This is a genomic window from Streptomyces sp. NPDC042002, assembly GCF_055588305.1.
Genome location: NZ_JBVJCT010000004.1, coordinates 97,273 through 120,299, shown reverse-complemented (window position 1 = coordinate 120,299; position 23,027 = coordinate 97,273). Strand labels below are relative to the sequence as shown.

General features: G+C 71.3%; 18 protein-coding genes and 1 pseudogene. 5 read left to right on the top strand and 14 right to left on the bottom strand.

What is annotated here, in order from left to right; genetic code table 11:
- Position 1 precedes the first annotated feature (1 nt).
- Complete coding sequence (locus ACZ6KY_RS08215) at positions 2-670, bottom strand: response regulator (RefSeq protein WP_469309802.1); 669 nt, start codon at positions 668-670, stop codon at positions 2-4.
- Between the two features lie 32 nt (positions 671-702).
- The gene (locus tag ACZ6KY_RS08210; protein ID WP_469309500.1) at positions 703-1,815 is read right to left on the bottom strand and encodes a sensor histidine kinase; all 1,113 of its coding nucleotides are present in this window, start codon (positions 1,813-1,815) and stop codon (positions 703-705) included.
- A gap of 214 nt (positions 1,816-2,029) precedes the next feature.
- Between ACZ6KY_RS08210 and ACZ6KY_RS08205 the strand changes: the two genes are divergently transcribed.
- Together ACZ6KY_RS08205 and ACZ6KY_RS08200 are read left to right on the top strand one after the other, a co-directional pair.
- The gene (locus ACZ6KY_RS08205) at positions 2,030-3,037 is read left to right on the top strand and encodes a carboxymuconolactone decarboxylase family protein (RefSeq protein ID WP_469309499.1); all 1,008 of its coding nucleotides are present in this window, start codon (positions 2,030-2,032) and stop codon (positions 3,035-3,037) included.
- Positions 3,038-3,258: 221 nt separating this feature from the next.
- The gene (locus ACZ6KY_RS08200; RefSeq protein ID WP_469309498.1) at positions 3,259-3,927 is read left to right on the top strand and encodes a hypothetical protein; all 669 of its coding nucleotides are present in this window, start codon (positions 3,259-3,261) and stop codon (positions 3,925-3,927) included.
- 40 nt (positions 3,928-3,967) lie between these two features.
- On the opposite strand, the gene ACZ6KY_RS08195 is transcribed toward ACZ6KY_RS08200, so the two are convergent.
- The 10 genes from ACZ6KY_RS08195 to ACZ6KY_RS08150 form a co-directional block, all read right to left on the bottom strand.
- Positions 3,968-5,494, bottom strand: coding sequence for an NCS1 family nucleobase:cation symporter-1 (locus tag ACZ6KY_RS08195; protein WP_469309497.1), 1,527 nt, complete (start codon positions 5,492-5,494; stop codon positions 3,968-3,970).
- A gap of 125 nt (positions 5,495-5,619) precedes the next feature.
- Entirely contained in the window at positions 5,620-6,642 is a 1,023-nt protein-coding gene (locus ACZ6KY_RS08190) for a TIGR03842 family LLM class F420-dependent oxidoreductase (protein ID WP_469309496.1), read from the bottom strand.
- Between the two features lie 19 nt (positions 6,643-6,661).
- The gene (gene hydA, locus ACZ6KY_RS08185; RefSeq protein WP_469309495.1) at positions 6,662-8,062 is read right to left on the bottom strand and encodes a dihydropyrimidinase; all 1,401 of its coding nucleotides are present in this window, start codon (positions 8,060-8,062) and stop codon (positions 6,662-6,664) included.
- A gap of 196 nt (positions 8,063-8,258) precedes the next feature.
- On the bottom strand, positions 8,259-9,101 hold the full coding sequence (locus ACZ6KY_RS08180) for a nitrilase-related carbon-nitrogen hydrolase (RefSeq protein ID WP_469309494.1): 843 nt from the start codon (positions 9,099-9,101) through the stop codon (positions 8,259-8,261).
- Between the two features lie 169 nt (positions 9,102-9,270).
- Positions 9,271-10,827, bottom strand: coding sequence for a PucR family transcriptional regulator (locus ACZ6KY_RS08175; RefSeq protein ID WP_469309493.1), 1,557 nt, complete (start codon positions 10,825-10,827; stop codon positions 9,271-9,273).
- Between the two features lie 155 nt (positions 10,828-10,982).
- Positions 10,983-12,266, bottom strand: coding sequence for an aspartate aminotransferase family protein (locus tag ACZ6KY_RS08170; protein WP_469309492.1), 1,284 nt, complete (start codon positions 12,264-12,266; stop codon positions 10,983-10,985).
- Positions 12,263-13,105 (bottom strand): nitrilase-related carbon-nitrogen hydrolase, encoded by an 843-nt coding sequence (locus ACZ6KY_RS08165; RefSeq protein WP_469309491.1) that lies wholly within the window; start codon positions 13,103-13,105, stop codon positions 12,263-12,265. Before ACZ6KY_RS08165 ends, ACZ6KY_RS08170 begins: the two co-directional genes overlap by 4 nt.
- A 287-nt stretch (positions 13,106-13,392) precedes the next feature.
- Positions 13,393-15,129 carry a hypothetical protein gene (locus ACZ6KY_RS08160; RefSeq protein WP_469309490.1) on the bottom strand — a complete coding sequence of 579 codons (1,737 nt, stop codon included), beginning with the start codon at positions 15,127-15,129 and terminating at the stop codon, positions 13,393-13,395.
- A gap of 162 nt (positions 15,130-15,291) precedes the next feature.
- Positions 15,292-16,227 (bottom strand): HAD hydrolase family protein, encoded by a 936-nt coding sequence (locus tag ACZ6KY_RS08155; RefSeq protein ID WP_469309489.1) that lies wholly within the window; start codon positions 16,225-16,227, stop codon positions 15,292-15,294.
- 283 nt (positions 16,228-16,510) lie between these two features.
- Positions 16,511-16,765, bottom strand: a complete 255-nt coding sequence (locus ACZ6KY_RS08150) for a helix-turn-helix domain-containing protein (RefSeq protein ID WP_469309488.1) — start codon at positions 16,763-16,765, stop codon at positions 16,511-16,513.
- A gap of 32 nt (positions 16,766-16,797) precedes the next feature.
- Between ACZ6KY_RS08150 and map the strand changes: the two genes are divergently transcribed.
- The gene (gene map / locus ACZ6KY_RS08145; RefSeq protein WP_469309487.1) at positions 16,798-17,565 is read left to right on the top strand and encodes a type I methionyl aminopeptidase; all 768 of its coding nucleotides are present in this window, start codon (positions 16,798-16,800) and stop codon (positions 17,563-17,565) included.
- A gap of 69 nt (positions 17,566-17,634) precedes the next feature.
- Here the strand turns inward: map and ggt are convergent, their stop codons facing one another.
- On the bottom strand, positions 17,635-19,449 hold the full coding sequence (ggt, locus tag ACZ6KY_RS08140) for a gamma-glutamyltransferase (protein WP_469309486.1): 1,815 nt from the start codon (positions 19,447-19,449) through the stop codon (positions 17,635-17,637).
- A 103-nt stretch (positions 19,450-19,552) separates the two neighbouring features.
- Between ggt and ACZ6KY_RS08135 the strand changes: the two genes are divergently transcribed.
- Entirely contained in the window at positions 19,553-20,365 is an 813-nt protein-coding gene (locus tag ACZ6KY_RS08135; RefSeq protein ID WP_469309485.1) for a hypothetical protein, read from the top strand.
- 261 nt (positions 20,366-20,626) lie between these two features.
- Positions 20,627-22,204, top strand: a complete 1,578-nt coding sequence (locus tag ACZ6KY_RS08130) for an alpha/beta fold hydrolase (RefSeq protein ID WP_469309484.1) — start codon at positions 20,627-20,629, stop codon at positions 22,202-22,204.
- A gap of 73 nt (positions 22,205-22,277) precedes the next feature.
- Here ACZ6KY_RS08130 and ACZ6KY_RS08125 read toward each other — a convergent pair.
- Positions 22,278-22,505, bottom strand: a pseudogene (locus ACZ6KY_RS08125) (amino acid ABC transporter permease); the annotation flags it as partial.
- Positions 22,506-23,027: the final 522 nt, after the last annotated feature.

Genomic DNA, 23,027 nt, shown 5'->3' with positions numbered 1-23,027 from the left:
GTCACTCCGCCTGCCCTCGTGCCGTCACCAGGCCCGACTCGTAGGCGAAGACGACGAGTTGAGCCCGGTCGCGGGCGGCCAGCTTCGTCATCGCGCGGCTGACGTGCGTCTTGGCCGTCAGGGGGCTGATGACCATGTGCGCGGCGATCTCCTCGTTGCTGAGACCACGCGCGGCGAGCGCGGTGACCTCGCGTTCGCGGCGTGTGAGGCCTTCGAGGCCGGGCGCCGTGGCCCGGTCGGGAGGGCGGGCCACGAACTCCCCGATGAGGGTGCGTGTCACCGAAGGCGACAGCAACGCCTCCCCGCGGGCGACGACTTCGATGGCCTGGAGCAGATCGGCCGGCTCGGTGTCCTTGAGCAGGAATCCGCTCGCCCCGGCCCGCAGCGCCTCGAAGACGTACTCGTCCAGCCCGTAGTTGGTGAGGATGACGACCCGGACTCCGGCGAGCTCCGGGTCGGCGGCGATCCGACGGGTGGCCTCGATGCCCGTCATCACGGGCATCTGTACGTCGACCAGGGCGACGTCCGGCAGCTCGGCGCGGACCAGCGCGAGCCCCTGTGCCCCGTCGGCCGCCTCGCCCACCACCTCGATGCCCTCCTCCGCGTCCAGCAGAGCGCGGAAGCCGGCACGCATGAGTGCCTGGTCGTCGACGAGGGCGACCCTGATCAGGCGGCTCCCCCTGGTCGGCGCGTCCGGATCGCTCATCGCGCCTCCTCCGGCGTGTCCAGGGGCAGTTCGGCCCGGACGGAGAAGCCGCCCTCCGCGCGCGGGGCGGCATGCAGGGTGCCGCCGAGGGCGGTGACGCGTTCACGCATGCCGGTGAGGCCGATGCCCGGGGTGGGAGGCCGGGACTGCCGGGCCATGCCGTCGTCGTACACGCTGATCGTCAACTCGTCCGGCGTGTAGCGAAGTTCGACCGTCACCTTGGCGGGGCCCGCGTGACGGGCGGCGTTCGTCAGGGCCTCCTGGACGATGCGGTACGCGGCGCGGTCCACGGTCGCCACGAGCGGGCGCTCCTCGCCGGTCACCCGCAGATCGACGGCGAGGCCCGCGGCACGGGCCCGCTCCACGAGCAGCGCCGGGGTGCCGGTCGGTTCGTCGGAGCGCAACACTTCGAGCGTGGCGCGCAGTTCGCGCATCGCCTCGCCACCGGCCTCCTGGATGGCGAGCAGCGCGGGCGGCACCTCCTCGCCGCGCTTGCGGGCCAGATGGACGGCGACTCCGGCCTGGAGCTTGACGATCGAGATGCTGTGCGTGAGCGAGTCGTGCAACTCCAGGGCAATGCGCAGGCGTTCCTCTCCGGCACGACGCAACGCCGCTTCCTCGCGGGTCCGTTCGGCCTCCAGGGCGCGCTGTTCGGTCTGACGGAGATAGGCCTGCCAGTTGCGGTCGGCGAGGCCCGTGACCAGGGCGCACAGGAACCAGCCGGTCAGCAGCAGCGCCCGCTCCACCGCTTCCCGCGTCCCCGGTCCCGTCGCCACGAATCCGGCCAGGTACACGGCGCTCGCGAGCGCCGCGACGCCCCGGTGGCCGGCTCTGGCCGCCGTGTGCACCGCGCCCAGGACGGGGAGCGCGGACAGGGTGCCGGGGTGGGCGTGCACGACGTAGCCCGTCGTGGTGGCGGTGGTGATCGCCAGTACGACGCGCGGGGCGCCGCGGTAGGCGGCCAGCGTCAGCGAACCGACGGCGATCAGGGCGTAGTCGAGGGCGGTCGTGCCGTCGTCGAACGCGGCCGCGGTCGCCACGAGGGCGCCGACCACGACCGCGAGGGCCGCGTCGGCCGGACGCCCGCGGACGACGTGGTCGAGCTGCATGTACGGCACTTTATGCGGGCGTGGAGACCACCGCGTCGGACCTGGGGACGGCTGTCCGGCTACTCCCGCCGGAGTAGTCGGCGCCGGGCACCGGGCCGGCGGCGGCAGCCCGGATCGCCCTCGCCCGTACGACGCCCGCGCCGCCTCCTCCGGGCCATCGTTGACCGCGGTCGCCGCTCGCCCGGCGACCGCCCGGTCCACTCAGGAGGCATCCATGGCCATGTCCCTCGCCACCCCTTTCAGGTACACCACCCCGCCCTCGCGGCAGTCCGCCACCGGTGCGACCGCCGACGTCTACGCCCAACTCGCCTCGGACTTCGGCATGGAGCGTCCGCCCACTTTCGTCGTCCTCTCCTCCGCTCCCGAACTCCTTACCGCCACCTGGGCGTTGATGCGGGAGTCACTGATCGCGGGCGAGGGCGACCGGACCGGCAAGGAACTGGCCGCGCTCGGTGTGTCGTTGGCCAACCGGTGTCCCTTCTGCGTGGACGCGCACACGATGATGCTGCACGCGACCGGGGACCACTCCCTGGCCGAGGCGATCGTGCGCGGCGAGACACCGTCCGACGAGGGGCACGCGCGCGTGCTGGCCTGGGGCCGGGCGAGCCGGACGCCCGGGGCACCGGAGTTGACGCCGTATCCGTTCCCCGCCGCGCACGCTCCCGCGTACCTCGGCACCATGCTCACGTTCCACTTCATCAACCGGATCGCGTCGGCGCTGCTGACCGAGAACCTCCTTCCGGGCAATGCGCAGCGGTTCAGGGCGGTGCGGAGTCTGGGCGGCCGATCGCTGGCCGGGACGGTGCGCCGCCGGCCCGCCCCGGGTGCGGGTCTCACGCTGCTCGACGCCCCGGGTCCGGGTCCCGGCTGGGCGCGGGGCACCGCCGTCGGCCCCGCCTACGCGGCCCTGCGCGACGCCGCCACCGCGGGCGGAGAACTGCTCGACGAGGCGGACCGTGCCCTCGTACGGGAAACGCTTCAGGGATGGGACGGCGCCCATCCGTCGCTCGCGTGGGAGGGCCTCCCGGACCGTTCGCGCCCCGGCGCGCGGCTGGCACTGCTGGCCGCCCTCGCCCCGTACCGCGTCACGGACGAGGCCGTGGCGGCCTGGCGCGCACCCGGTCGTTCCGACCGCTGCCTGGTGCGTCTCGTGGCCTACGGCGCGTTCGCGGCCGTCGGCCGCGTCGAGCGAGCCCTCCCGGTCCGGACCTCGAAGCGGTAGCCGTGATCGCGATGCGACAGGACGCGGAGAGCAAAGTGATCGCCTGGCCGAACAAAACAGACATCCTGCCACAGCAGCAGTCAATCAACGCCAAGGTGAGTCACTGTCATTACACGGGCATGAAACCTGTTGGCCCTTTCGCACCACGGCGTCTCGTGTGACACTGGCGTCCCGTCCGCAGTGCGGACCGTCTCCGCACCATCCCCCACGAGAAGTGCGCTTTGGGTTCTCTTCCTCTGCCGCTCGCGCTCGCCGCGCGCCTGCTACCGGTCGCTCTGCTCGCCTCCGCGGGCTGGGCCCTGGCCGCCGGCCCGTCCGCAGCGACCCCCAACGCCGAGGACAAATCTTCACAGAAGCAGACAACCGGCTCAGCGTCGGCTCCATCGGCCTCGGCCGCTGTCAAGACGTTCGCCGCGTCGCCCGCCCCCTGTGGCGGCATCCAGATCGCGACGATCAAGTCCCTGGTCCCCGGCGCCAAGACAGCCGGCCAGGAGATCGCGTCGACCGACAAGGCGCTGCGCCGCACCTGCTCGTGGAACGCGCTGAAGGGTTTCGACTACCGCTGGCTCGACGTCTCGTACGAGATCAAGGACTCGGACGCGGCCGCGGAGAAGGCCTACAAGGAGCGCGTGGCCGACAAGAGCGGCGGCGGGGCGGTGCCGGGTGTCGGCGACTCCGCCTACTCCGTGGTCAACCTCACCACCGAGGACAAGCAGCAGACCCGCGAGGGAGTGGTGATCGTCCAGGCGTCCAACGCGCTGGTGGTCGTCACCTACAACGGCAGCGACTTCGAGACCAAGAAGGCGCCCGGTACCGAAGAGATCAACAAGGGCGCCATCAAGGCGGCCAAGGACGCGACGGCGGCGCTGAAGGACGGCCAGAAGAGCTGAAGGACGGCCAGAAGAACTGGCCGTCCTCCGGTCGCCGCGCTCAGACCGTGGTTCTGTCCTTTCCGCGCAGCAGCATCAGGACCACGTACAGCGCCATCGACGTGCCGAGGCCGACCGCCCATCCGTAGTCGGCGAGCGACTCCAGTGCCGGGATCGGCCGCCCGTCGATCAGCGGGTGGAAGTCCGCGCCGCCGACGGCCAGGACACCGCCGGTGACGAAGGCGGCCACGGCCCGCCAGTTCCAGCCGCCGTCGTACCAGTAGCGGCCGCCCGTGCGATACAGGTCGGCGAGGTCGAGCTTGGTGCGGCGCAGGATCCAGTAGTCGGCGATGAGGATGCCCGCGACCGTCCCGAGCAGACCGCCGACCAGGCCCAGCCAGGTGAAGATGTAGCCCTGCGGGTCGGAGTACAGCTTCCACGGGAAGATCAGCACGCCGAGGACACAGGTCGCGAGCGCGCCGGTACGGAAGTTGATCTTCCGGGGCGCGATGTTGGAGAAGTCGAAGGCCGGGGAGACCAGGTTCGCCGCGATGTTCACGGACAGCGTCGCGACCAGCACGGTGACCAGCGCGAAGACGATGCCCACGACGTTGTCCGTCTTGGCCGCCAGCTGGACCGGGTCCCAGATGGCCTTGCCGTACACCGCCTGCGAACCCGAGGTCACCATGACGGACAGGAAGGCGAAGAGCGTCATCGTGGTGGGCAGGCCGAGCGCCTGTCCCCAGGTCTGCGCCTTCTGGCTCCTGCCGTAGCGGGTGAAGTCGGGGATGTTCAGCGACAGGGTGGACCAGAAGCCGATCATGCCCATCAGCGAGGGCCAGAACAGCTTCCAGAAGTCGCCGCCCCAGCCGAGCTTCGACGGCTGGTCGAGCAGCGGCCCGAAGCCGCCGGCCTTGTTGCTCATCCACCACAGCATCACGCCGGCGCCGACGAGCACGAAGGGCGCGGCCCAGTTCTCGAACCGGCGGATGGTGTCCATGCCCCGGTAGATGATGGCGACCTGGAGCACCCAGAAGACGGCGAACGACAGCCACATCGTCCACGCGTAGCCGCCGATGTGCGAGGCGTTCGCCCAGTTGTCGCCGAAGAGCTTCCCGGCGAGGAAGTAGATCGCCTCGCCGCCGATCCAGGTCTGGATGCCGAACCAGCCGCACGCGACCAACGCCCGTACGACAGCGGGCAGGTTGGCCCCGCGGATCCCGAAGGAGGCACGGGCGAAGACCGGGAAGGGGATGCCGTACTTCGGTCCCGCGTGCCCGGTGAGCAGCATCGGGACGAGCACGATCAGGTTGGCGAGGGCGATGGTGAGGACGGCCTGTTTCCAGTCCATGCCGACGGCTATCAGACCCGAAGCCAGCGTCCAGGAAGCGGTGTTGTGGGCCATGCCGACCCACAGGGCCGAGAAGTTGTACGTGGTCCAGGTGCGCTTCTCGACCGGAACCGGCAGCAGGTCCTCGTTGGCGTAGGGGCCGGTGGGCGCGGGAGCGTCGGGTGCGATCTCCACCCGGCCGTCGGGGAGCGTGACCTGTCCGGCGGGCGGGCTGTCCGGGGGGACGGTTTCTGTCATGAGCAGGCCAATCAATGAGGAGTGACGGGAAAGGCCGTGCGGGGACGACTCGGGGGGTGCGCGGAGAGCGCCCTGGTCCCCTTCCCGGGACGGCGGGAAGGGGAGATCGAGGGATGGGCCTTCGGTTACTGCCCGTTGATGCCCGGGATGACCCGCGTTCCGTACGCGTCGATGGTGGCCTCCTGGGCGTCGTGCATGTCGTAGACCGCGAACTGGTCGACGCCCAGCTCGCGCAGCGCGTTCAGCTTCTCGATGTGCCGCTCGGCCGTGCCGATCAGGCAGAACCGGTCGACGATCTCGTCGGGCACGAACGCCGTGTCGGGGTTGTCGGCCCGTCCGTGGTGGGAGTAGTCGTACCCCTCACGGGCCTTGATGTATTCGGTGAGTTCGTCGGGTACGGCCGCCGAGTGCTCGCCGTACTTGGAGACCAGGTCGGCGACGTGGTTGCCGACCATGCCGCCGAACCACCGGCACTGCTCGCGGGCGTGGGCGAGCGCCTCGGGCGAGTCGTCCTCGGTGATGTACGCGGGAGCGGCCACGCAGATCTTCACCTCGGCGGAGTCGCGCCCGGCCTCGGCCGCCGCGTCCTTCACGGCCTTGACCATGTACTCGGTGAGGTAGAGGTCGGCGAGCTGGAGGATGAAGCCGTCGGCCTCCTCGCCGGTCATCTTGAGGGCCTTCGGGCCGTACGCGGCCATCCAGACCGGCAGTTCGGCGCCCGGCCTGACCCACGGGAACTTGACGACGGTGCCGCCGAGGTCGGCCTCGTCGCCCCGGCCGAGGGCGCGGATGACCTTCATCGCACCGCTTATCCGGGCGAGCGTGTTGGGCTTGCGGCCGGCGACACGCATCGCCGAGTCGCCCCGCCCGATGCCGCACACCGTGCGGTTGCCGTACATGTCGTTGAGCGTCGCGAAGGTGGAGGCGGTGACCTCCCAGGTGCGGGTGCCCGGGTTGGTGACCATCGGGCCGACCGTCAGTTTCTCGGTGTTGGCGAGAATCTGACTGTAGATCACAAAGGGTTCCTGCCAGAGCACGGCCGAGTCGAAGGTCCAGCCGTACGTGAAGCCGTTGGCCTCGGCCCGCTTCATCAGGTCGATGACACGGGAGGCCGGGGGGTCTGTCTGCAGGACGAGTCCGAAGTCCATTGGCGCCACTCCTGGTCGCTCAGAGAAGGTACTGACAGGTGGAACGCGGGGTGTAGACGCCGTGACCCGCGCGTCCGGTGAACTCCCGCTCGGTGATGACCGGTTCGCCCCGTGAGAGCACGGTCTCGACCCGTCCGGTGACGCGTTTGCCCTCGTACGCCGAGTAGTCGACGTTCATGTGGTGGGTCTCGACCGACATGATCTGCTCGGCGTGCGGGTCGTAGATCACGACGTCGGCGTCGGCGCCGGGCGCGATGGTGCCCTTCTTCGGGTACAGGCCGAACATCCGGGCCGGGGTGGCGCAGGCGATCTCGATCCAGCGGCGCCGGGAGATGTGTCCGTCGACGACGGCCTGGTGGAGCAGGTCCATGCGGTTCTCGACGCCGGGAAGGCCGTTGGGGATCTTCGAGAAGTCGCCCCGGCCGAGCTCCTTCTGGCCGGTGAAGCAGAACGGGCAGTGGTCCGTCGACACGACCTGGAGGTCGTTGGTGCGCAGGCCGCGCCACAGGGCCGCCTGGTGCTCCTTGGGCCGAAGGGGCGTACTGCACACGTACTTCGCACCCTCGAAGTCGGGTTCCACGAGGTTGTCGGTCGACAGGAACAGGTACTGGGGGCAGGTCTCGCCGAAGACGTTCAGGCCTTCGTCGCGTGCGCGGGCGATCTCGGCGACCGCTTCGGTGGCGGAGACGTGCACGACGTAGAGCGGAGCACCCGCGACCTGGGCGAGCTTGATGGCGCGGTGGGTGGCCTCCGCCTCCAGGAGCGCCTTGCGCACCTCCCCGTGGTAGCGCGGGTCGGTCTCGCCGCGGGCCAGGGCCTGTTCGACGAGCACGTCGATCGCGATGCCGTTCTCGGCGTGCATCATGATGAGGCCGCCGTTCTCGGCGGAGCGCTGCATGGCGCGCAGGATCTGGCCGTCGTCGCTGTAGAAGACGCCCGGGTAGGCCATGAACTGCTTGAAGGAGGTGACGCCCTCCTCGACCAGCAGGTCCATCTCCTTGAGCGTCTCCTGGTTGACGTCGGAGACGATCATGTGGAAGGCGTAGTCGATGGCGCACTTGCCGTCGGCCTTGGCGTTCCAGGCGTCGAGGCCCTCGCGCAGGGAGTGGCCGACGCTCTGGACCGCGAAGTCGATGATGGTGGTGGTGCCGCCCCAGGCGGCGGCCCGGGTACCGGTCTCGAAGGTGTCGGAGGCGAAGGTGCCGCCGAAGGGCAGCTCCATGTGGGTGTGGGCGTCGACACCGCCCGGGATGACGTACTTGCCGGCGGCGTCGATGACGCGCTCGGCCGTCCACGACTCGGCCGCGGGCGTGCCCGTCGCGGCGAGGGCGGCGATCCGGCCGTCCTCGATCAGGACGTCGGCGTGGATCTCGTCGGACGCGGTGATGACGAGACCACCCCGGATGACGGTACGGCTCATGCTGCCTCTCCTTCCGGTCGTGTGTGCGCTGAGGGGGTTGCGAGGCTGTCGGGGGCCGAGGTCGGCGCTGTTTCCTGGTGAGGAGGCTCGTGGGGCGGTTCGCGGGCGGGGCCGTGCGGACCGCCGTGCCGCGGGTGGCTCCGGGCGCCGCCGTCCGGCGCCCGGAGCCGGTCCGGGTCCGTGGCCCGGGGAGGCCCTAGGGCGCGGTCAGCGGCCCGTAGGCGCCCGGGGCGCGGTCGCGGTAGAACTGCCACCGGTCGCGGACCTCGCGGAGTCTGGCCATGTCCAGGTCGCGGACGACGAGTTCGCTCTCCTTGTCGCTCGCCACCTCCCCGACGAACTGCGCCTCGGGGTCCACGAAGTACGAGGTCCCGTAGAAGTCGTTGTCGCCGTACTCCTCGACACCCACCCGGTTGATCGCGCCCACGAAGTACTCGTTGGCGACGGCCGCGGCCGGCTGCTCCAGCTGCCAGAGGTAGCCCGACAGGCCGCGCGAGGTGGCCGACGGGTTGAAGACGATCTCGGCACCCGCGAGGCCGAGCGCCCGCCAGCCCTCCGGGAAGTGCCGGTCGTAGCAGATGTAGACGCCGATCCGGCCGACGGCCGTGTCGAAGACGGGCCAGCCGGAGTTCCCGGGCCGGAAGTAGAACTTCTCCCAGAATCCGGGCACTTGGGGAATGTGGGTCTTGCGGTACTTGCCCAGGTAGGAGCCGTCGGCGTCGATCACGGCCGCGGTGTTGTACAGGACGCCGGGCTGTTCCTCCTCGTACATCGGCAGCACGAGGACGAGGCCCAGTTCCTTCGCCAGCGCCTGGAAGCGCCGGACGATCGGGCCTTCGGGGATCTGCTCGGCGTACGCGTAGAACTCCTTGTCCTGGACCTGGCAGAAGTACGGTCCGTAGAACAGCTCCTGGAAGCACAGGACCTGTGCGCCCTGCGCGGCCGCGTCGCGGGCCGCCTGCTCGTGGACCTGGATCATCGATTCCTTGTCGCCGGTCCATGCGGTCTGGAAGACGGCGGCGCGGATCACTCTGCTCATCGGGACCTCCACTCGCTCGGTGTGCGAGGAGCTTAGGAATCCCGGACCCGGTCTTTGAGTTGCACCGTGTCACGTCCGAAGTGCTGTGCCGTTCCACGGTGTCACCTCCGCGTCGTTCCGTGTTTCACCTGGGTCGTCGTGTGTTTCACCGCTGTTGCCCATCGGGGGTTCACCGTTGTTGTGCGTCGTGCGCGAGCAGCGCGATGTGGACGGAGGCGGCCTGTTCGAAGTCGTCGAGGTCGACACCGAGGCGCGCCTCTATGACCTCCAGACGGCGGTAGAGCGCGGGCCGGCTGACGTGGTGGAGCTGGGCGGTGCGCGACTTGTTGCGGCCGGTGGCGAGATAGGTCCGCAGGACGGGCAGGAGCCGCGGGTCGGCCTGCGGACCGCAGAGCAGCCCGTCGAGTTCCCGTTCCGCGAACGACTGGACGTGCGGGTCGTCCCGGAGCAGCCGGACCAGGCCGCGCAGATGGACGTCACGCAGCCGCACCAGCGCGGGCCGGTCCTGGTCGGCGGGTGTGTCGGCGGCGGCCTCGGCGACGTGCAGGGCTTCGCGCAGTCCGGCGGGGACGTCGTCCCAGGCGGTACGGGGTGCGGCGGCGGCCACCGTGGTGGGGACGCCGGTCTCGTGCCTCAGCCGCAGGGCGAAGTGCGCGGCCAGGGCGTCCGCGTCCTGGTCCCGGGCAAGGCTGAGCAGCAGGGCGGTGGCTCCGTCGGACAGTTCGGCGACGAGCCCCGGCAGCCCCAGCAGCCGTAGTACGCGGTCGAGCTGGGCGGGGTCGCCGTTGCGGACCACCAGGGGGACGAAGGTGCGGCGGTTGACGGGCAGTCCGGCGGCCCGCGCGCGTGGCAGGAGCTGGCGGGCCGGTACGACACCGCTCACCAGGTCGGTCAGCAGGCCCTGCGCGGACTCCTCCTCCCAGGTGTGGGCGGAGCCGCCGAGCATGCGGTGCAGGACGAGGGCCTCGGCGGCACGGTCGGCGAGCAGCCGCCCGGTCGCCGCGTCGCCCCGGTGGCCGCACAGCACGATGCGGCCCCATCTCTCGCCCCGGCCGCCCAGTTCTGCGCGGATCCAGCCGTCGCCCTCGCTGCCGCCCGCCTGCCGGGCGATGCGGTCCCAGTCGCGCAACACGTCGTCGACGGCGGAGCGTTCACCGGCGGTGGCGAGGACCCGGTGGGCGAGGTTGGTGACGACGACGGGGCAGGCGGCGTGCACGGCGATCTCGTCGAGCATCCGCTGGAGCGGGGCCCCCGTCGTGATGAGTCCGGTGAGCGCGGTGCGTACGGCCTCGGAGAGGCTCACGGCGGCGAACTTGCTCCGCACCAGCCGGGACTGCACCTCCTCCGTCAACTCGGCGAAGGGGAAAGGCCGGTGGAGGACCACCATCGGCAGTCCGCAGCGTTCGGCGGCCCGGCGCATCACGTCCGGCGGCGCGGGGAAGGCCCGGCCGAGCCCGAGGACGACGGCCGCGGCCTCGGCGCGGTGCAGCGAGCGGATGTACTCGGCCTGGGCGTCGGGGTCACCCGCGAGCAACACCCCGGTGGTGAGGACCATTTCGCCGCCGCTGAGCATGACGCCCACGTCGGCGGCCTCGGCGACGTGCACCCAGCGGACGGACCGGTCGAGGTGTCCGGCGCCGGCCACCACCTCGGGCTCTCCGGCGAGCACCCGGTCCAGGGCGAGGACCTGGCGTACCGACAGGGCGGGTTCCAAGGCGGTGGTCATGGCGGCGTTCCCCTTTTTCTGTGGCTCGGTTCGCCTCCGGATCGCTGCGGCCGGTGCCGAGGACCCGGCGCGTACCCGGCCCTTCGGGTCTTCGCGCGCCGGGGTCCTCGACACCGTCCGCCTCTTCGGCTCACCCGCCCTTGCTCACGATCTGTTTACTGGGCCCGCCTCAGGGCGCGTTCCAGGATCGCCGCGCCCTCCTCCGCCTCCGCGACGGTGAGGGAGAGCGGCGGTGCGATGCGCAGCACGCTGGTGTCGTGACCGCCGCCCTTGCCGATCAACAGGCCTTCCTCGCGGGCCGCTTCGAGTACGGCCGCGGCTCCCTCGGGGTTCGCCCGGTCGGTGCCGGGCCGGACGAGCTCGATGCCGATCATCAGTCCGCGCCCGCGTACCTCGCGTACACCGTCGAACTGCGCGGCGACCGCGCGGAGCCGTTCGATGAGCAGGCCGCCGACGCGCCGGGCGTTGCCCTGGAGGTCGTGTTCGAGGAGGTAGGTGAGGTTCGCGAGCCCCGCCGCCATCGTGACGGGTGAACCGCCGAAGGTGGAGATGGAGTTGGAGTCGAGGCAGTTCATGATCTCGGCGCGGGCGACGACGCCGCCGATGGACATGCCGTTGCCGATGCCCTTGGCGAAGGTGAGCATGTCGGGCGGGCCGGAGGCGGCGTGGGCCTGCCAGCCCCAGAAGTGCTCACCGGTGCGGCCCCAGCCCGTCTGCACCTCGTCGGAGATCCAGAGGATCCCGTACTCCTGGAGGACGTCACGGAAGGCCGCGTACAGGCCGTCGGGCGGTGCGGTGAAGCCGCCGACGCCCTGGACGGGTTCGGCGATCAGCGCCGCGGGCGGGCGGACATGGCCGAGCAGGTCCCTGAGATCGTCGACACAGGCGTCGATGAACGCGGCGTCGCCGAGGTCGGCGTACGGACCGCGGGTGCGGACGCCGCCGTGCACGTACAGCGTCTGGAGCGGTGAAAGGGAGGTGGGTGACCAGCCCTTGTTGCCGGTGATCCCGACCGCGCTGAACGACCGGCCGTGGTAGCTGTTGCGCATGGCCAGGATCTGGTTGCTCCGCCGGTGCGCGGTGGCGAGCAGCAGGGCGGTGTCGTTGGCCTCGGTGCCGGAGGTGGTGAAGAAGACGCGGGCATCGGGGATGCCGGACAACTGGGCTACGCGCTCGGCGAGTTCGACCATCGGCCGGTTGAGGTAGAGCGTCGAGGTGTGGATGATCCGGCCGGCCTGCTCGCTGACCGCCTTGGTCACCTCGGGAAGGGCGTGAGCGGTCATCGTGGTGAGGATGCCGCCGAAGAAGTCGAGGTACTTGTTGCCCTCGGCGTCCCAGACGTGGCGGCCCTCGCCGTGGGTGATCTCGATCGGGTCCTCGTAGTAGAGGGCGAGCCAGTCGGGCAGGACGGCCTGGTGGCGGGCGTACAGGTCGGTCATGGCTGCACCAGCCCTTCGTAGGCGTCGGGGCGCCGGTCGCGGTAGAACGCCCACTGCCGGCGTACTTCCTCGATGAGGTCGAAGTCCAGGTCGCGGACGATGAGTTCCTCGGCCTTGTCGCTCGCCGTCTCGCCGACGAACTGTCCGCGCGGGTCGACGAAGTACGAGGTCCCGTAGAAGTCGTTGTCGCCGTACTCCTCCTGCCCGACCCGGTTGATCGCGGCGATGAAGTACTCGTTGGCGACGGCCGCCGCGGGCTGCTCCAGCTGCCAGAGATGGGCGGACAGACCGCGGGAGGTGGCGGACGGGTTGTACACGAGCTGGGCGCCGTTCAGGCCGAGCTGCCGCCAGCCTTCGGGGAAGTGCCGGTCGTAGCAGATGTAGACGCCGATCCGGCCGACGGCCGTGTCGAAGACGGGCCAGCCGAGGTTGCCGGGCTTGAAGTAGTACTTCTCCCAGAAGCCCTTCACCTGCGGGATGTGGTGCTTGCGGTACTTGCCGAGGTAGGTGCCGTCGGCGTCGATCACGGCCGCGGTGTTGTAGTAGAAGCCGGACTGCTCGACCTCGAACACGGGGACGACGATCACCATGCCGGTCTCGCGCGCGAGCTCCCTCATACGGGTGACGGTGGGCCCATCGGGGACCGGCTCAGCCCAGCCGTAGTGCTCCGGCTCCTGGACCTGGCAGAAGTAGGGGGCGTTGAAGACTTCCTGGAATCCGATGACCTTGGCACCCTGCCGGGCCGCCTCGCGGGCGTGTTCCTCGTGCTTGGCGACCATGGATGCGGTGTCGCCGGTCCAGGTGGCCTGGACCAGGGCGGCACGTACGACGTTGGCCATGAGCTGCTCCTTCGACGGGACGTCAGAGAGCCTCTACGCCCGTAGACAAAGGCTGTAGAGGCTCGAAAGTAAGCCCCCCGGACAGCCTTGCCAAGACCATCGTCGTTAACCCGCTGAGTCGATCACGTTTCTGACCCCCACGGGTGAGTGACGTGGCCGGTGGGTCCGGCCGGTGCGGCCGATCGGAGGACACGGCGGGCGACGGCACTCGCGCGCGCCCCGCCGTCCGCGGGCGGGAGCGGAGGCGGGGCCGGCCGGGTCGCGTGACCGTCCCGCCGGGCGGGCGGTCACGCCGTGAAGCCGGCGACGCGCAAGGCGTGGACCAGGTCCCACTGACATTCGTCGGACACGCTCCGGGCCGCCTGGAGGAGGAGCGGCACGAGGCGCTGCGGGTCCGTCTCGGCGCTGCGGGCGGCCTCCTCCGGGGTGCGCACGCGGACGTACGCGTCGAGGAGCGCGCCGATCTCGCGACCGCGGCCCTCGTCGGCGAGGCCGAGCACGGCGGCGCCGATCTCGGGTGCGGGCCGGGTGACACCCTGGCGCAGCATCTGCCGGCCGTCGTCGGTACGGCCGACCGCGGTGAGCGCGTCGGCCGCGGCGACCAGCCGGTCGGCGGGCAGCGAGGCCGCCTCCCAGAGCAGGGTGGCCCAGTCGGCGTCGAGGCCGGCGCGGTGGAGTTCGGCGGCGAGCAGGGGGAAGCGTGCCGGGGGCCAGTACGCCGCTTCGACGAGCAGGGCGTGCGCCTCGCCGCTGCGGCCCTCGCTCCGCAGCCGCGTGAGCGTCGCGACGGTCTCCGCGGTGAGCCGGCGCGCGTCCGGGTCCGGCGGTTCCGTCTTCGTCTCCGCCCGCGGGCGCGCGGGTTCCTCGGCGGCCCCCGCGAAGCGTGCGCCGCGGGGCGTGCGCCTGCCCTGCTCGGGCGGTGCGGGCAGCATCGGTGCCGTCTCCGGTACGGCCATGGGCGCCGCGTCCGGCTCCGTCATCCCGGCGAAGCGGGCGCTGCCCCGGGGGCGGCGCTTGGAGCGTCTCTTCGGGTACGTGCCAGGACCGGGAGGGGTCGTGCTGTCGTTCAGCGGGGCCGGCGGGGCGACTTGGTCGTACGCCCGCTCGCCGCGCGGCGCGAGGTCCGCCGGCGGAGACCCGGGCTCCGCGGCGGGCGCGGGGCCCGTCGGAGGGGACCAGGGCCCCGCCTGCTCGGAGACCGTCGGGCGGGGGCCGGGGGATTGCCCGGGGCCGGAGGCTGGGAAACGGGCGATGGGGCTCGCGGTGGGATCGTGTGCGCCCGCTCGCGCGCTGGGATGTGCGCCGGAGCGCATGCCGGGCGTACCTGTCTCCGAGCCGCGCCGGGCGCCTCCCGTCTCGGACGGGTCCCCTCCGGCGGAGCCCCTTTGGGCGGGGTCCCGTTCGGGCGGGTCCCCGTCGGACGGGTCCGCCCAGTTCTCCGGTTGCCGCGCCCACGCGCCGTCCCCGGTGGCGGAGGCCGGAAAGCTCGGCGTGCCCTGTGCGCGGGTGCGCAGGGCGTGACGGTCGACGTTGTCCATGCGGTGGCGCAGTTCGGTGCAGCGGGCGGTGGCGCGTACGTGATCGTCCTGAGCCCAGGCGAGGTCCAGGTGGATCTCCTCGGCCGCTTCCCGGGATGCGGCCGAGGGAAGCAGTCCGCTCAGTTCGGCCTGGCGTTCGGCGGCGTAGCGCTGTTCGCGGAGCATGACGTCCAGGCGGTCGCCGAGGGCGTCCCGGCCCCCTGGACGGGCGTCGTACGCGGCCAGCGAGGCGTCGTGCAGGGCGCGGGCCCGGCCCGTCTCCTGAGCGGCGGCTCGCTCCCCGTACTCCGCGAGGACGTCCTGGAGGAGCGCCTCCACGACGTCCCAGGGTGGCACTTCCCAGCCCTCCAGACACGCCCGCATACCGTCGGGGTCGCGTTGCCAGAAGACCCCGCACCAGCCGCCGCCCCGGTCGAGCCGCTCCACCAGCCCGTTCAGGTACCGCGCGAACTCCAGTACCTGTCCCGGGAGTTGTTCTACAGCCATAGCCCGACTCCCCGCCCGACGTGAGTACTCCGACCCGATAGAAAACAGCAGCCGTGTTACGGATCGACTACGGGGAGTTTTCGGCACGGACGCGGAGCGCTCAACGGTGGCCACCTCGTCGTACTCCCGTACGAGCACGCCGAACGCCCGGGGACCGCGTTCTCAGATGCGGCGCGTCTCCCCCGCAGCCGTACGGGGCAGGACGAGCCGGATGAGGGCGGCGACGCCTTCGTCGTCGTTGCTGGGCAGCACGATGTCGGCGGCGCGCAGGGTGTCCTCGTGGGCGTTGGCGACGGCGGCGGCGAGTCCGGCCGCGCGCAGCATGGGGATGTCGTTGGGCATGTCCCCGACGGCGGCGGTGTGTTCCAGCGGGAGTCCGCGCCGTTCGGCGAGCAAACGCAGCGCCTCCCCCTTGTCGACGCCGGGGGCGGACAGTTCGAGGAAGTCGCCGGTGGACCGCGTGATCACCGCGCGGTCACCGATGACCGAGGCGAGCACGGCGGCCAGTTCGTCCACGAGCAGCATCGGGTGGGCGACGAGGATCTTGACCACCGGGTCCGCGTCCACCGGTGCGGACGCGCGCTCAACCGGCATGTGGCGCCAGAGGTTCGGTACCAGCCGGACGAAGGCCGCGTCCAGCCGGAGCCCGGACACGGAGTCGACCCCCACCGCGATCCCGGGCACCGCGTCCCGCGCCGCGCGCAGGATCCCCGCCGCGTCGCCGGGGCCGAACCCCCGGCAGTCCAGCAGCCGCCCCGACGCGACATCGACGGTCACCGCGCCGTTGCCGCACACGATGGGCCCCGTGAGGCCGTAGCGCCTGGCCAGGTCCAGGGTGTCCCGGGGTGGCCGTCCGGTCACCCCCACCACGGCCACCCCGGCCCGCCCCGCCTCCGCGAGCGTGCTCAGGGTGCGCTCGCGGATGGCGCCGGCCGAGTCGAGCAGGGTGCCGTCGAGGTCGGTGCAGACGAGCCGCACGACCGTGCGCGCGCGGCGTCCGCGCCTGGCCCTGGGGTCCGTACGGGTGGAAGGCCGCGCCTCGCCGGGAGGCGGCTCCTGCGAAGTCGCCACGCCGGAGCGGGCGTTGGTGTTCGACATGGCCGGAGGTTAGTGACTACGCGCGTAGACGACAAGGGGATATTCCATGAATTCAACAATCTCTTGATCGCGCACGACCACAGGCACGCGAAACCGGGACACGCGACCCCGCGCCGGCGCCCCGCCACACCGACCGAACCACCCCCGGCAGGGGCGGCCGACCGGCAAGCCCTGCCGACGACAGGGGCGGCCGACCGGCGAGCCCTGCGACGACGGAGACAGGCGACCGGCAGGCCGTGCGCCGACCGGCAGGCGCGGCCGGTCGCCACAACCGTTGAGGCCGTCAGACCACCGGCACCAACGCGCACCGCACGACAAGGTCGTCCATCGAGAGTCCGAGGGCCCGCGCCAGCGCCGCGACCGTGAAGAAGGCCGGCGTGGGCGCCCGGCCGGTCTCGATCTTGCGCAGTGTCTCCGCGGAGATCCCGGCCACCCCCGCGATGTCCGTCATGCTGCGCCCTCCGCGGGCCTCCCGCAGCAACCGGCCGAGCCGCTCGCCGCGTTCGCGCTCTTCGGGGGTCAAGGGGTTTCGCACCATGGACCCATTCTAATACCGGTATAGTAATTGGCATGGTGGAACTGAAGACGGACACATCGATCGACGAGATGCACGCGGCCGGCCAGGTCGTGGGCAAGGCGCTCACGGCGGTACGGGAGGCCGCCGACGTGGGCGTCTCCCTCCTGGAGCTGGACGAGGTGGCGCACCAGGTCCTGCGCGACGCGGGCGCGCGCTCGCCCTTCCTCGGCTATCGCCCCTCCTTCGCGCCCACGCCCTTCCCCGCGGTCATCTGCGCCTCCGTGAACGAGGCGATCGTGCACGGCATCCCGACCCGCCACCGGCTGCGGGACGGCGACCTGGTCTCCATCGACTTCGGCGCCGAACTGGGCGGCTGGGTGGGCGACTCGGCGATCAGCTTCATCGTCGGCGAGCCGCGCGCCGACGACGTGCGGCTCGTGCGGACCGCCGAGCGGGCGCTGGCCGCGGGTATCGAGGCGGCCGTCGTCGGCAACCGCATCGGGGACATCGCGCACGCCGTCGGCACCGTGTGCCGCGCGGCGGGGTACGGCATCCCGGAGGGCTTCGGCGGGCACGGCGTGGGCCGCCGGATGCACGAGGACCCGCCGGTCCCGAACGAGGGCCGTCCCGGCCGCGGACTGCGGCTGCGGCACGGGATGGTCCTCGCCATCGAGCCGATGCTCATCGGCGGCGGCACGGACGGCTATCACGAGGCCCCCGACGGCTGGACGCTGCGCACCAACGACGGCTCCCGGGCGGCCCACGCGGAGCACACGGTGGCCATCACGGACTCGGGCCCCCGCATCCTGACGGCACGCTGACCGCGCGCTGACCGCTCGGGCGTCGACTGCCGCGGGGCGGAAGGGTGTTCCTGCCCCGCGGCACGAGCGCTACGGCGTGGGCCGCACGACCATGGCCGATCCTCCGCCCCTCCGGACCTTCTCCGCCGCGGCCAGCCACTTGCCGTTCGCGAGACGCTGGACGCCGGTCGCCGCGCCGATCTCCGGGTTCAGCGTGAAGGAGTGCCCGATGCCTTCGAGCCGCGCCCTCAACGGACTGTCGTACAGGCCGGGTTCGAGTTCGGTCCGGGCGGCGTTGCGCTGGCTGGCACGTGGTGCGGCGATCGCGTCGACCAGCGGGAGGCCCCGGTCGACGAACTCGGTGAGTGTCTGCAGCACGGTCGTGATGATGCTCGCGCCGCCCGGCGAACCGAGCGCCACGACGGGCCTGCCGGTCCGGTCGAGCACGATGGTCGGCGAGATCGACGAGCGCGGGCGCTTGCCGGGACCCGGCAGGTTGGGGTCGTGCACGGCCGGGTTGGCCGGGGCGAAGGAGAAGTCCGTCAGTTCGTTGTTGAGGAGGAAGCCGCGTCCCGGGACGGTGATCCCGCTGCCGCCGGTCTGCTCGATGGTCAGGGTGTAGGCGACGACGTCGCCCCACTTGTCGGCCACGGTCAGATGGGTCGTGTTCTCACCCTCGTACGTCGTCGGCGCGGCCGTTCCGGCGGTGGCGCAGGCGGCGGGACGGCTCGGGTCGCCCGGCGCCAGCGGGCTCGTCAGCACCGCGTCGTCCTTGATGAGGCAGGCCCGGCCGTCCGCGTACTTCTGCGAGAGCAGGCCCTTGGTGGGTACGTGCTCGAAGGCCGGGTCGCCCACCCAGCGGCCCCGGTCCGCGAACGCGATGCGGCTCGCCTCGATGTAGTGGTGCAGGTACTGCGTCTGGCTCGCCTTCGAAAGGTCCGTCTTCTCCAGGATGTTGAGCGCTTCGCCGACGGTGGTGCCGCCGGAGGAGGAGGGCGCGATGGAGTAGACGTTCAGACCGCGGTACGAAGTCCTGGTGGGCGCCTGGCGCTTCGCCTCGTACGTCGCGAGATCCTTCAGGGACAGCTTGCCGGGGCGGGCGTTGTAGCCGGACGCGGGGTCCACGGGAGGCTTGTCGACGGTGTGGACGATCTCCCGCCCGAGGTCGCCGTCGTAGACCGCGCCCATTCCCTTCCTGCCCAACTCCTCGTACGTTCGCGCCAGTTCGGGGTTCTTGAAGGTCGAGCCGACGGCCGGCAGCGAGCCACCGGGCAGGAAGAGCTTCGCGGTGGCGGGGAAGTCCTTGAAGCGGTCCTCGTTCGACTCGGTCTGCGAGCGGAAGGTCGCGTCGACCGTGAACCCGGCGCGGGCGATGCGCTCGGCGGGTTTCAGGACGGTGCCCAGCCGTCTGCTGCCCCAAGTGTCCAGGGCGGTCTGCCAGGTGGCGGGCGTGCCCGGTGTGCCCACGCTCAGCCCGCTGGTGACGGCGTCCGCGAAGGCGAGCGGCTTGCCGTTCTCCAGGAACAGTCCGGAGTCGGCGGTCAGGGGTGCCGTCTCGCGTCCGTCGATCGTATGCACCGTACGGGACTTGGCGTCGTAGTAGACGAAGTAGCCGCCCCCGCCGATGCCGGACGAGTAGGGCTCGGTGACGCCGAGGGCCGCCGCCGTGGCGACGGCCGCGTCGACGGCGTTGCCCCCCTTCTTCAGCACCTCGATGCCGGCGGCGGAGGCGTCCGCGTCGACGCTCGCCACGGCGCCTCCGTAGCCGACCGCGACGGGCACCTTCGCGACGGGCGTCCTCGCGGCCGTGCCCGCCGTCGGCGCCCCCGGCGCCGCCGCACCCACTAACACCGTCGCGGCCGAAACCGCCAGGACCGTCAGATTCCTCGCAAGAGGGCGTCGCATCCGTACCTCCAGTCAACAGCCGTCTGCGCAGCGTAACTTCACTGCCATGCCCGCGTCAGGCCCCTTCGAACACGGTTCCGTGAGCCCGCTAGCATGCGCCCACATGACTGACGACGTGCGCAACATCGTCCTCGGCGTCCTGGCGGCCGGCATCAGTGCCGCGCTCGGCTGGCTCGCCCGCACCTATCTGTGGAGGCGCAAGCTCCGCCGCAAGCAGGCGTTCTTCGGGCTGCCCGACAACTCCGAGTCACTGCTGGTGGTGAACCGCGAGGCGGGCGGCCCCGAACTCACGGTGATGCGCCACGACGTGTTCGCGCTCCTCGAACTCTCCGCACTGATCAAGGACTGCGGCGCGCACGCCCAGGTCATCGCGCACGACGCGACCCAGCAGGGTTTCGGCGAGCGGACGGAGTTCTGCGTGGGCGGGCCGGCGTCGAACCGGCGCATGGCCGCACACCTGCACTCCCTGCTGCCCGGCATCCATGTCAACGTCGACTCCGAACCGGGGCCCGACCGGGGCGCCTTCCAGATCGGCACCGAGCACTACCGCCTGGAGTCGGGCAAGGCCGAGTACGTGATCCTGGCCCGGCTCACCGCGGGCCAGAGCCGTGACGTGAGACCGGTCTTCCTCTTCTGCGGCCAGCGCGCCATCACCAACCAGGCGGCGACCCGCTATCTCGCCCGCAACCACACGCGTCTCGCCCGCAAGCACGGCGGCAGCAGCTTCGTCCTGCTCCTGAGGGTCGCGAACTCCCAGGCGTACGGCCCCGATGTCGTCGAGGTCGTCGCGGACGTCACCCGCGCGGCCCAGACACCGCTGCCGACGCCGCCGGCACCGGACCCGGCAACGGACCCCCAGCAGGACGAGGAGTCCACGACGAAGGCGGCCACGCCCCGGCCGCGCCGGCGCACATGACCCTTGCGCCCCCGAAGCGCAGGCCTGGCCTGCCTGACGGCCGGCGCGCTCGGCACCTGGCGGCCGGTTCGCAGGACGCCCGGTTCGCAGGACGCCGACGCTTTTCGGCCGTCCGCGTGAGCACAGGCCGACGGGGTCTCGGACGATGAAATGAACACTTCAATAATCGTTACTCGCACGTAACTTACCGACGGGTTACTTCAAGTAAGCCACCGGAGTTACCGTCGGGTCACTTTGCACTGTCGAGTGAGGAGTGACCCGTTGGGAAACGGTCGCAATCCCCTGCGCACATCGGCCGTCGGCGCCGTCTCCGCGACGCTGATCGCCGCGGCGGGCCTGGGCCTGGCGCCCGCCGCCGCCCAGGCCGCCGACAGCACGAACGCCGTCCGCTTCGTCGACATCTCCGGAGACGGCGGCACGATCCTCAAGGCCAACGTCGTCACCCCCGCGGGAGCCGACGGCACCCGCGGCTACCCGCTCATCGTGCTGCCCACGAGCTGGGGCCTGCCGCAGATCGAGTATCTCGCACAGGCCCAGAAGCTCGCGAACTCCGGCTACGTGGTGGTCAGTTACAACGTCCGCGGCTTCTGGCAGTCGGGCGGGGAGATCGACGTCGCCGGCCCCCGCGACACCGCCGACGTGTCCAAGGTGATCGACTGGGCCCTCGCCAACACCCCGGCCGACGCACGGAAGATCGGCGTGGCGGGCGTCTCCTACGGCGCCGGGATCAGCCTGCTCGCCGCAGCGCACGACAAGCGCATCAAGGCGGTCGCCGCGCTGAGCGGCTGGGCGGACCTGACCACGTCGATCTACTCCGGCCGTACCGAACACGTCCAGGCGGCGGCCCTGCTGGACGGCGTCGGCCACATCACCGGCCGTCCCAGCGCCGAGACCCAGCAGGTGTTGAAGGACTTCTTCGCCTCGAACCTGGCGAAGGAGCAGGATCTGATCGACTGGGGGAAGAAACGTTCTCCCGAGACCTACGTCGATCAGCTCAACAAGAACGGTGCCGCCGTCTTCATGGCCAACGCCTGGGGCGACACGGTCTTCTCGCCCAACCAGTACGCGAAGTTCTACGGGGAGCTGACCGGGCCCAAGCGGCTGGAGTTCCGCCCGGGCGACCACGCCACCCCCGAGATCACCGGCCTGTTCGGACTCCCCAACGACGTGTGGACCGACACCGGCCGCTGGTTCGACCACTATCTGGCGGGCGAGGACAACGGCGTCGACCGCGAGCAGCCGGTACAGCTCAAGTCCCGTTCCACGGGCGGCTACGAGGGCTACCCGGACTGGAAGTCGGTCGGCGCGACCACGCGGAAGATCGACCTCGAGGGCACCACCAGGATCCACACGAACGTCGACTCGGGCGCGGACGGCGGGATCATCTTCCTGTCCAGCATCCTCGACCAGCTCACCCGGATTCCGCCGATGGCCGCGATCCCGCTGCTGCCGCGCTACTGGGCCGCCGTGTGGCAGTCGGAGCGGTACGCGAGCGCCCAGCGCATACGTGGCACCGTCAGGCTGCACACCACGGTGACCGGCACCAAGGAGAGCGGCACCCTCGTCGCCTACCTCTACGACGTGGGCCCGCTCGGCCTCGGCAAGCTGGTCAGCAACGCGCCGTACACCTTCCACGGGCAGACGCCCGGCGAGCCGTTCGGTGTGGACCTGGACCTGTTCTCCACGGCCTACGACGTCCCGGCAGGGCATCGTCTCGCCCTGGTCGTCGACACGGTCGACCCGCTCTACATCGAGCACAACCCGTCCGGCGCGCAGCTGACCTTCTCTTCGCCGGAGCACGACCCGTCGTATGTGTCGGTGCCCCTGCGCGAGCAGTGATCTCCGGCTGCCGCCGGCCGGGCCTGGCCCTGTGAGCTGCTGCTCCCCCTACAGTGTCGGGGCTGTGGGGGGGTACCCCACCCGGCAGCAGCGTCCCTGGTTCGGCCGGAGCCACGTCCACGGCCTCGGTCTCGGGACTGCGCCGCCCCCACCGGAACACCCACGGGGCGGACCGGAAGAACAGCACACACATCCCGATGCAGATCGGCGCGATCACCGTCACCACGGGGATGAACGGCAAATCGTAGTCGAGGATCGGCGCGATCAGCTTCCCAGTACCAAGGAAGTCTTCATACGTGAAGGGCGCGGAACCTTGCCGCGCCCCCAGCGCCAGGAGAACTGCCGCCCGCGGTGGCATGAGCGGCAGTTCCTGGGCGGCGGGGCTCGGCGCGTTGACCTCGCGCGGGACGCGACCGCCGTACGGCCGGGCCGTCTCGCCTCGACGTCGTGCAGTTCGGTCAACGGATCGACAGCCATTCCGGTCCTGCCCACTCTCAGCCATGTCGGTCAGCGCAAACTATCGACGCAAATCGCCATTTACCGGGCGACACGCACGCAGGGGAATCAACCCTGTCCAAGGCCGGACGGCGGGCGGATCGCGCCGCTCCGGACGATCCCCCGGATGCCGCTTCGGACGCTTCAGGCCTCCGCGGCCTCGGCGTACATCTGGGACAGCTCCGGGACGCCCTGTACGGCCCAGGGGGGGGGGGGGGGGGGGGGGGGGGGGGGGGGGGGCGGGGGGGGGGGGGGGGGGGGGTGGGGGGGGGGTCCTTCTGGGGTAGGGGCGGGGTTCGGCACGATTGGAGAGGCGGCGCAGGGAGAG